Origin of the sequence: Mycobacterium sp. (genome assembly GCF_032161845.1) — a bacterium.
Lineage (GTDB): Bacteria > Actinomycetota > Actinomycetes > Mycobacteriales > Mycobacteriaceae > Mycobacterium.
Genome location: NZ_JAVRQA010000571.1, coordinates 1 through 8,624, shown reverse-complemented (window position 1 = coordinate 8,624; position 8,624 = coordinate 1). Strand labels below are relative to the sequence as shown.

Annotated in this window: 10 protein-coding genes; 6 read left to right on the top strand and 4 right to left on the bottom strand. The window is 65.8% G+C overall.

Going from position 1 to position 8,624, the window contains the following annotated elements; translation table 11 throughout:
• On the bottom strand, window positions 1-235 hold a 235-nt coding region (locus tag QOD90_RS31630), incomplete at its 3' end, for an acyl-CoA dehydrogenase family protein (protein WP_526356591.1).
• Window positions 236-414: 179 nt separating this feature from the next.
• Here QOD90_RS31630 and QOD90_RS31625 point away from each other — a divergent pair.
• From QOD90_RS31625 to QOD90_RS31610, 4 genes are read left to right on the top strand one after another with little or no spacing between them, the layout of a single operon-like run.
• A complete protein-coding gene (locus QOD90_RS31625; protein ID WP_526356589.1) occupies window positions 415-864 on the top strand; it encodes a hypothetical protein in 450 nt (149 codons plus the stop codon).
• The gene (locus QOD90_RS31620; protein WP_526356587.1) at window positions 780-1,346 is read left to right on the top strand and encodes a MarR family winged helix-turn-helix transcriptional regulator; all 567 of its coding nucleotides are present in this window, start codon (window positions 780-782) and stop codon (window positions 1,344-1,346) included. Before QOD90_RS31625 ends, QOD90_RS31620 begins: the two co-directional genes overlap by 85 nt.
• A gap of 12 nt (window positions 1,347-1,358) precedes the next feature.
• Window positions 1,359-2,891, top strand: coding sequence for an adenylate/guanylate cyclase domain-containing protein (locus QOD90_RS31615; protein WP_526356585.1), 1,533 nt, complete (start codon window positions 1,359-1,361; stop codon window positions 2,889-2,891).
• Window positions 2,878-4,011 (top strand): alpha/beta fold hydrolase, encoded by a 1,134-nt coding sequence (locus QOD90_RS31610; protein ID WP_526356583.1) that lies wholly within the window; start codon window positions 2,878-2,880, stop codon window positions 4,009-4,011. The genes QOD90_RS31615 and QOD90_RS31610 overlap by 14 nt, the downstream gene beginning before the upstream one ends.
• A gap of 3 nt (window positions 4,012-4,014) precedes the next feature.
• On the opposite strand, the gene QOD90_RS31605 is transcribed toward QOD90_RS31610, so the two are convergent.
• Genes QOD90_RS31605 through QOD90_RS31595 form a run of 3 tightly spaced genes read right to left on the bottom strand, consistent with a single transcriptional unit; the run spans window position 4,015 to window position 6,505 of the window.
• Window positions 4,015-4,515: a phosphate-starvation-inducible PsiE family protein gene (locus QOD90_RS31605; protein WP_526356581.1), complete on the bottom strand. Its 501-nt coding sequence runs from the start codon at window positions 4,513-4,515 to the stop codon at window positions 4,015-4,017.
• A gap of 7 nt (window positions 4,516-4,522) precedes the next feature.
• Window positions 4,523-5,005 (bottom strand): TspO/MBR family protein, encoded by a 483-nt coding sequence (locus QOD90_RS31600; RefSeq protein ID WP_526356579.1) that lies wholly within the window; start codon window positions 5,003-5,005, stop codon window positions 4,523-4,525.
• A gap of 45 nt (window positions 5,006-5,050) precedes the next feature.
• Window positions 5,051-6,505 (bottom strand): purine-cytosine permease family protein, encoded by a 1,455-nt coding sequence (locus QOD90_RS31595; protein ID WP_526356577.1) that lies wholly within the window; start codon window positions 6,503-6,505, stop codon window positions 5,051-5,053.
• A gap of 332 nt (window positions 6,506-6,837) precedes the next feature.
• Here QOD90_RS31595 and QOD90_RS31590 point away from each other — a divergent pair, with 332 nt between their 5' ends.
• Window positions 6,838-7,947 carry an ABC transporter ATP-binding protein gene (locus QOD90_RS31590; protein ID WP_526356575.1) on the top strand — a complete coding sequence of 370 codons (1,110 nt, stop codon included), beginning with the start codon at window positions 6,838-6,840 and terminating at the stop codon, window positions 7,945-7,947.
• A gap of 59 nt (window positions 7,948-8,006) precedes the next feature.
• On the top strand, window positions 8,007-8,624 hold a 618-nt coding region (locus QOD90_RS31585), incomplete at its 3' end, for a twin-arginine translocation signal domain-containing protein (RefSeq protein ID WP_526356573.1).

The following is an 8,624-nucleotide window of genomic DNA, read 5'->3' as shown; positions in this document are numbered from 1 at the left end:
AAAACATCTCCTCGAACACCGTCAGCATGCCAAGGCCGGACGGTTCGCCTGCCTGCGTGGCGAAGAGTTCTACCGAATAGAGGCCGACCTTGGCCGCCTCCTGGATGATGGGCCACGGAGTCTCCTCCCGCTCGTCCCACTCCGCCGCCGCGGGTCGGACGACCTTCTCGGCGAAGTCGTGCACCCAGTCTCGAACCTCGATCACGTCGTCGGGCAGCTCGAGCGAAAACGTCATTACGACTGGTCCTTTCGGCGGATTCGTGCCGCGCATGGGTGGCCGAATGGTCGTCCGTGGCAACCACGTCAGTTCATTCGGTGAACAACTGTACACACGCCGTACGTACCCATCTAAGCACCCCCGGCTAAATCATTACGGCTTGACGTATATTACGTCGCACCGTAATGATTGACGACGTGTCCGCTCCCGCCACCGCCCTCCTCGCCACCGTCGCCTTCCTGGCCTGCGCACAGTTCGGCGGAGGTCTATACGAACATCGCGTCCTCGATCCGGTCTGGCCCCACCGCCCGGCCATCATCCAGCCTCGCAACGGCGGTGTCTCCCGCCGCAGGTTCTGGATTCCCGCGCACGTCGCGTTCGAACTGACGCTGATCGCGGCCATCGTCACTAGCTGGAGCCATCCCCCGGTACGGGCCGCGCTGTTCGCCGCGGTCGCCAGCCACGCGGCGATGCGGATCTGGTCCTTCGCCGACTTCATCCCGAAGGCCGCCGCGTTCGAGAAGGCCGACCCGGCGACCATCGACCGCGATGCCGCCGCGCGATGGTCGAGACGAAGCCTGTTCCGTCTCCCCCTCGATGCCATCACGTGCGCCGCCACCCTCACCGCCCTGGTGGCCGCCTCGTGAACGGGAAGCCTTCGAGGACAGAGCTTCTGGCGCATCTCCGTCGCGTCGGTCGCGAGCACAGCGACGCCACCGTTCTATTCCACTCGGCTCTGGCTACTCAACTTGGCCTACATCCCACCGATTACAAGGCGCTCGGGGTGCTCAACCGGCTGGGCCCCATGAGCGCCGGAGACCTCGGTCGCCATACGGGTCTGGCGGCCGCATCGGTGACGAACCTCATCGACCGACTCGTCGCCAAGGGGTTTCTGCGACGCGAACCCGATCCCACCGACCGGCGCCGCGCGCTCCTGCACGCCGAGATCGACGACCTCGCCGACAACGAGTTCTTCGCGTCGTGGCAACGGTCGGCGGCGAAGGTATGGCAGCGTTACTCGGACACGGAACTGGCCGTCATCCTCGACTTCCTGACCGATACCGCCGAACGACTGCGTGCGCGCACCCAGGCGGTGACGGACGTCGGGACAGGCAGCCCGAACGACTAGGAACGGCGCCCCATGCCGCACGACCAACCGAGTGAGCCGCTTCGGACGTCGACGGCAACTCTCGGCACGCGTTACGCGGTGGGATTGACCTTTGCACACCTCATCACCGCCGCCGAGGTACTCGCCATCGTGTGGTCTCTCACCGGCCAGACGTTCGGCACCACGCAGGCTCTTCTGACGCAGAAGAACATGGTGATCCTCGCGATCGTCATCCTGGCGGGCACCATCGTCGTCGCAGTCGACGGCTACCGGCACATCGCACCGTCACTGCGCTGGTTTCTCTCCGAGACCATGCCCGACGACCGTCAGCGGCGTGGCGCGATCAACATCGTGCGGCACCAATGCGTCCTCCTGCTCACTGTGTGGGCAGTGAGCGGTGTCGTCCTGTTGTTGTCCAACGTCGACGCCGGGGTGGGCCCCGCGATGCTGATCGGCTTCGCCATCGCCTTCGGCGGAACCTCGACCGTGAGCACCGGCCTGCTGTTCACCCAGCGCATCTACCGGCCGATCGTCGCCGCTGCCACCGTCGAGGACTTCAATTCCCGTACGACCGCTCCGGGCATTGCCAGCCGTCTGGTGGTGATGTGGTTGTTCAACAGCGCCCTGCCAAGCGCCATCATCGTCGGACTGATCCTGTGCAAGGCCAATGGCTGGTTGATCCCCACCACCGCCTCGTTGGACGTTCCGATCGTCGTCCTGTCGGCGGTGTCGGTACTGCTCGGCTTGCGCGCCCTGATCCTGGTCGCAGGCTCGATCGCGGATCCGGTCCGAGACGTCGTCGACGGCATGGCCGAGGTCGAGCAGGGGCGTCTCGGGTGCACCGTCGACGTGTACGAACAATCCGAAATCGGAAGGCTGCAGCGCGGATTCAACAGCATGGTGAAGGGCTTGGCGGAACGCGACCGCATCCGCGACCTGTTCGGCCGCCACGTCGGTCCCGCCGTCGTGAGACTTGCCATGGAGGGTGACGACTCCTTGACGGGCGAGGTTCGCGACGTCGCGATCCTCTTCATCGACCTCGCGGGTTCCACCACGTTGGCCGCCACCCTCAGCCCGCCGGAGGTGGCAGACATCCTCAACGACTTCTTTCAGATCGTCGTGGCAGCGGTGGACGAGGGGGCGGGTTCGATCAACCAGTTCCAGGGCGACGCGGCACTCGTCGTGTTCGGAAGGGACCAGCCTGCCGATGCGGCGCTGGCCACCGCCCGCGCACTATCGGCGGACCTCCGCAGGTTGCCCATCGTCGACTTCGGCATCGGCGTCTCGGCCGGACCGGTCTTCGCCGGCAACATCGGTGCCGAGAATCGCTACGAGTACACGGTGATCGGCGATCCCGTGAACGAGGCGGCGCGCCTGGCGGACAGCGCAAAGTCCACGCCGGACAGGGTGATGGCCTCCGGTGCCGCACTCTCGCGCGCCGAGAACGGCGAGCGAGAACAGTGGGTGACCCACGCCTCGGTCGTCCTGCGCGGACGGGCCGAACCCACCCAGGTGTCGATCCCCCGCCTCCACCGGGACGAGAATGGCCGACATGACGACCGTTGAGCCCTTCCGCATCGCCGTAGCCGATGACGTACTGACCGACCTGCGTCGACGACTGGCCGACACCCGCTGGCCCGAGGCCGAATGCGTGGACGACTGGAGCCAAGGAATCCCGCTGTCGTACACCCGTGAACTCGCGGCGTACTGGGGCAACGACTACGACTGGCGCTCCCGCGAGGCCGCCCTCAATCGCCTCGACCAGTTCACCACGGAGATCGACGGACTATCAATTCACTTCGTACATCAGCGTTCTCAGCACCCCGATGCCTTCCCCCTCGTCATCACGCATGGCTGGCCGGGGTCGATCGTCGAGTTTCAGAAGGTCATCGCGCCACTCACAGACCCCACCTCGCATGGCGGCAGGGCCGAAGACGCGTTCCACGTCGTGTGCCCCTCGCTGCCTGGCTATGGCTTCTCCGGAAAGCCGACCGCGACGGGCTGGAACACCGACAGGATCGCGCGCGCGTGGGACACGCTGATGGTGCGACTCGGCTACGACCGCTACGGGGCGCAGGGCGGCGACTGGGGTGCGGCGGTGACGACCGACATCGGGCGGAACGTCGGCAACTGCGTCGGTATCCACACGAACTTTCCGATCGGCAGGCCACCTGCCGACGCGATGGCGAACCCGACCGACGAGGACAAGGTCGCCTTCGCAGCACTGAAGCACTACCGCGACGTCGATTCCGGCTACTTCAAGCAACAGGCCACCAGACCGCAAACGCTCGGCTACGGACTGGTGGATTCGCCTGCGGCACAACTGGCCTGGATCGTCGAGAAATTCTGGTCCTGGACCGACTGCGACGGCCATCCTGAGAACGCGCTCAGCCGAGACGAACTGCTCGACAACGTGACGCTGTACTGGGTGACCGCCAGCGGCGCGTCGTCGGCCAGGCTGTACTGGGAGAGCAGGGCGGCATTCGGCTCGAGTGGCCGGGTCGAACTACCAACGGGCGTCGCGTCGTTTCCGAAGGAGGTCAGTCAGCCACCGCGCTCGTGGTGCGAGGCCAACTACAACATCACCCGCTGGACCACCATGCCGCGGGGCGGTCACTTCGCGGCGTTCGAACAACCCGAACTCTGGGTCGACGACGTCAGGGCGTTCTTCGCGACCGTGCGTTGACGGTCATGTTGCGCTCCGGCCGTCCTGTCGCCTCACGCGTAATATGAACGCGGACAATGCCAGAACGAGAACGACGCCACCCAACACTCCGATCTCGACGATCGCCCGGGAGAACTCCGGCCCCTTCTCCAACAGCGTCGCCGCCTCTACCGAGAGCACGACGATCTCCTTGATGCCGGCCAGGATTCCCACGATCAGAAACGGCTCCGCCACGATCTCGTGCGAACGCAGGCAGGCCCGAACCGCATAGCGCAGTTCCACGAAGATGAACAGCAATAGCAGACCGTCGAGGACTTCGAGCATCAGCGTGGAGGCCGCCGTGCTCCGCAGCCGCAGCATCGTGTTGAACTGCGCGACGAGCAGGGCCACCGCCCCGAATGCCAGAACGACGGCGATGGCCCAGTAGACCGCGTCTTCGACGCCGCTCAGTACCCGGTCGGCGAGGCGCTGCCGATCTTCTTCGTCTTCCTCGACGCCATCGTCGACGTCTTCGCTCTTCGACATCGCCCGGTCAGCGGTTGAGCCACCAGATGCGGCTCGACAACGCCGTCGCGAAGGTGCACCACAGCGGGTAGGGCCAGAGTGCCTTCGCCGGAGCGCCGTTCACGCGGACCGCACGCCGCGTCAGGTCGGCGCTGCTTGCGGCGAGCGCTCCCGCCAGCACCGCGGATGCACCAAGCTGTCGGCGATTGAAGAAGAGCCACGACCAGCTCCCGTTGAGAAGCAGATTCAGCGCGAGCAGACCCGTGAACGTCCTGGCCTCCTGGCCGTCGCCGCGCCCGTCGAGTTCGTCGATGGTGGCGGCCGACACCACGGCGATGTCGGCGTACAGCAAAGGCCAGACGATCGGAAAGGCTTGTCTCGGCGGCTGGAAACTGGGCTTGCGCAGTTTCTGGTACCAATCCGACTGAACTGCTGGGCCACTCGCGAAACCTCCGACTACGGCGGTGGCCGCGGCCGCACCTGCCGTCTTGGCAAGTGTCAGTGCACGCATGCGAACTCCTTCCGGTGTCGGGGAACTACCCGGGCGCCCTTCGGGTCAAACGACGCGTGAGCGCGACCGAAGAGTTCGGTAACCGCCGTAGAGCGCCAGTGCCACGAAGAAGTTGACGAAGTACGCGATGTCGGCGCCGTGCCACTTCTCGGCGACCGCGCCTACGAAGATCGACGTGTCCATGAACGGCACCGCCACCACGTAGGCCGCCACGAAGGTCACCAGGGCAGCGACCGCATCGGCCCGCGCGGTGAGCTCTTGCGCGGGATCGATGGTCTCGCGTCCTCGGCGGGGCTCGTCGGCTCCTCGCGTAAGCGCTCGTCGGCGCAACCACCAGTCCACCGACACGATCGCCACGAACGCCGGAATCCAGTAGCTGACGAAGAGCAGCACGTTCTGGAAGCGGGCCGCGGTGTCGGCGGAGTGCAGCCAGAGGATGAGGCCGAATGCCATCACCGTCACGACGACCGATGACAGCGGCCGGCGAACCCGGACACCGAGCGTCTGCAGGGCCAGTGAACCGCTGTAGTCGTTCATCACTCCCGAGCCGATGGACGCCAACGCGATGATCAGCAGTGCGAGCCCACCGAGGAAGCCGCCGCCCATCACGGACCGGACGCCTTCGGCCGTCTGCTCGGACACCAGCTCGCCTGCCGCGATGCCGATCCCCTGGACGAACACGTAGGCGACGAAGATGCCCGCGAACGTGTATCCGAACACGCTCAGTCGCGACGATCGCGCGGGCAGGTACCGACTGAAGTCCGACGCGTAGCTCGCCCACGACACCGCCAGGCTCAGCGAGATGGTCACCTCGAGGACGAAGGCACCGATCAGATCGGGTCCCTGCACGGCGGGCGGCGTCACGATGTCGTGGCCGCCGACGAGCTTGACGGCGAACACGACGAACGTCACCAATAGGACCACGGTGAGCACCGCCTGCAACCGGTGGATCATCTCGTAGCCGAAGAAGCCGACGACACCCTGGACGCCGAGGACGATCAGCACAGCTGCCCAGAACGGGATGCCGAGGAGCAGCGCCAGCGCCTCGCCGCCGAACAGGCCGACCAGCGCGTCCCAGGCGATCGACGACAGCCACTGCAGCGCTGCGGGCAGGACGACACCACCGCCGAAGGCCATCCGCGAGCTCGGCAACTGGGCCGTGCCCGTGCGCGGACCCCATGTCGACAGGTAGCCGACGACGAGCGATCCGAGAAGCGTGCCGATGACCATCGCGAGCAGGCCGAGCCAGAACCCGAGGCCCAATACGATCGCCAGCGCGCCGGTGAAGACACCGGTCATGTTGACCTGCGGGGCGAACCACACCGTGAACAGCCGCCGTGGGTTGCCATACCGCCGATCGCCGGGGACCGGCGCGATGCCGTGGGTCTCGACCGACAGGTCACCGACGCCGCTCGGCGTCCTTCCACTGAATGGCAACGCGGTGAGCGCGCTACGCGGGGCGCCCGGCGCCAGCCCCGAATCGGTGGCTTCCTGAGTCATCTGTTCATTCGATCATGAGCGTCTGCGGCGAGCGTCCACCCGCTTGCCCCCGGAAGCGGAATCGGCGACATAGCTACCTCAGCAGCGAGGGATTCCATCGTCGAAATGTAAATTCGTTGCGGATTCGCTTGCGAAGGTCGTCATGATCGGCGAAGGTTTACCCACAGCGCACGGGGCTGGATCGGGCCGAATCTGCTCAAGGAGGACCCGTTCTTCGTGCCAAGAACCGGGAGGTAGTCCTGAGCGGCACACACGGCACCGCGGTCGACGGCACCACGGGCAAGGTTGCGGACGGTCTCGAGCCGGGCCAACCGGTCATCGAGATCGACCACGTGACGAAGAGTTTCGACGATTACGTCGCCGTGGCAGACGCCGACTTCTCCATCGCATCGGGTGAGTTCTTCTCCATGCTGGGCCCGTCGGGCTGCGGCAAGACGACCACGCTCCGGATGATCGCGGGTTTCGAGACGCCAACGACGGGGGCGATCCGCCTAGAGGGTGTCGACGTGTCGACGGTGTCGCCGCACAAGCGCAACGTGAACACCGTGTTCCAGCACTACGCGCTGTTCCCGCACATGACTGTCTGGGACAACGTGGCCTACGGCCCGCGAAGCAAGAAGATCGACAAGAGTGAGGTGAAGCGCCGTGTCGACGAGCTCCTCGAGATCGTCCGGCTGACCGACTTCGCCAAGCGCAAGCCCGCACAACTCTCCGGTGGGCAGCAGCAACGCGTCGCGCTGGCGAGGGCACTGGTCAACTACCCGAGCGCGCTACTCCTCGACGAGCCGCTCGGCGCGCTCGATCTCAAGCTGCGGCACGCCATGCAGTTCGAACTCAAGCGCATCCAGCGCGAGGTGGGAATCACCTTCGTCTACGTGACCCACGACCAAGAAGAGGCGCTGACGATGAGTGACCGCATCGCGGTCATGAATGCAGGCAACGTCGAACAGATCGGCACCCCCACCGAGATCTACGACCGACCGTCAACGGTCTTCGTCGCCAGCTTCATCGGACAGGCGAACCTATGGCCGGGCACCCAGAACCGGATGGACGGCGACTTCGCCGAGCTTTCGGTTCTCGGCACGACGCTGCGGGCCAAGCCGGGCGACACCGCGATCGAACCCGGCGGGCACGCCACCCTGATGGTGCGACCGGAGCGCGTGCGTGTCTCGATCGACCCGCCCGAGGGCGACGTTGCGACGGTGTCCGCGACGGTGACAGACCTGACGTTCCAGGGCCCGGTGGTGCGCCTTTCGATGGATGCACCCGACGGATCTCCGATCGTCGCGCACGTCGGCACCGAGCAAAATCTGCCCCTCCTTCGGCCCGGTGACCGGGTCCACGTGGCATGGACGCCCGACGCCTCGCTGGTTCTCCCGGCGGCCGACATTCCCACCACCGAGGATCTGGAGGAGATGTTCGACGCTCCCCCCGAGCCCTGACGGTCGAAACCCCTTCTCCGACATCCACTCCCCCCAGCACCACCACGAAAGGCACCTTCATGGCGAACGAGATCGACCCTCAGATGATGGCGCGGCTGGCATCGGCGCGAACGTCTCGGCGACGATTCATTGGGGGCGGTGCCGCCGCCGCGGCCGCGCTGGGCCTTGGCGGGTCGTTCCTCGCCGCGTGTGGTTCGTCCAGCACGACGAGTTCCAGCAGCACATCCGCGGCGCCGGATGACGGCAAGCCGGCCACCGGCACTCTGCGAATCTCGAACTGGCCGCTCTACATGGCCGACGGTTTCGTCGCCGCCTTCCAGAAGGCCAGCGGCCTGACCGTCGACTATAAGGAAGACTTCAACGACAACGAGCAGTGGTTCGCCAAGAACAAGGAACCGTTGTCGCGCAAGCAGGACATCGGCGCTGACCTCGTGGTGCCCACCCAGTTCATGGCGCTGCGGCTCAAGGAGCTGGGCTGGCTCAACGAGATCAGTGACACCCGGGTGCCCAACAGGAAGAACCTGCGGCCCGACCTGTTGAACGACAAGTCGGACCCGGGCCGCAAGTTCACCGCCCCGTACATGACCGGCATGGTGGGACTGGCGTACAACAAGGCCGCGACGGGCCGTCCGATCACGAAGATCGACGACCTGTGGGATCCGAAGTTCAAGGGCAAG

Excerpts from the sequence above, each read along its gene's own strand:
- QOD90_RS31620 (WP_526356587.1), top strand. The coding sequence starts at position 780 with ATGGTCGAGACGAAGCCTGTTCCGTCTCCCCCTCGATGCCATCACGTG.
- QOD90_RS31615 (WP_526356585.1), top strand. The coding sequence starts at position 1,359 with ATGCCGCACGACCAACCGAGTGAGCCGCTTCGGACGTCGACGGCAACT.
- QOD90_RS31610 (WP_526356583.1), top strand. The coding sequence starts at position 2,878 with ATGACGACCGTTGAGCCCTTCCGCATCGCCGTAGCCGATGACGTACTG.
- QOD90_RS31605 (WP_526356581.1), bottom strand. The coding sequence starts at position 4,515 with ATGTCGAAGAGCGAAGACGTCGACGATGGCGTCGAGGAAGACGAAGAA.
- QOD90_RS31600 (WP_526356579.1), bottom strand. The coding sequence starts at position 5,005 with ATGCGTGCACTGACACTTGCCAAGACGGCAGGTGCGGCCGCGGCCACC.
- QOD90_RS31595 (WP_526356577.1), bottom strand. The coding sequence starts at position 6,505 with ATGACTCAGGAAGCCACCGATTCGGGGCTGGCGCCGGGCGCCCCGCGT.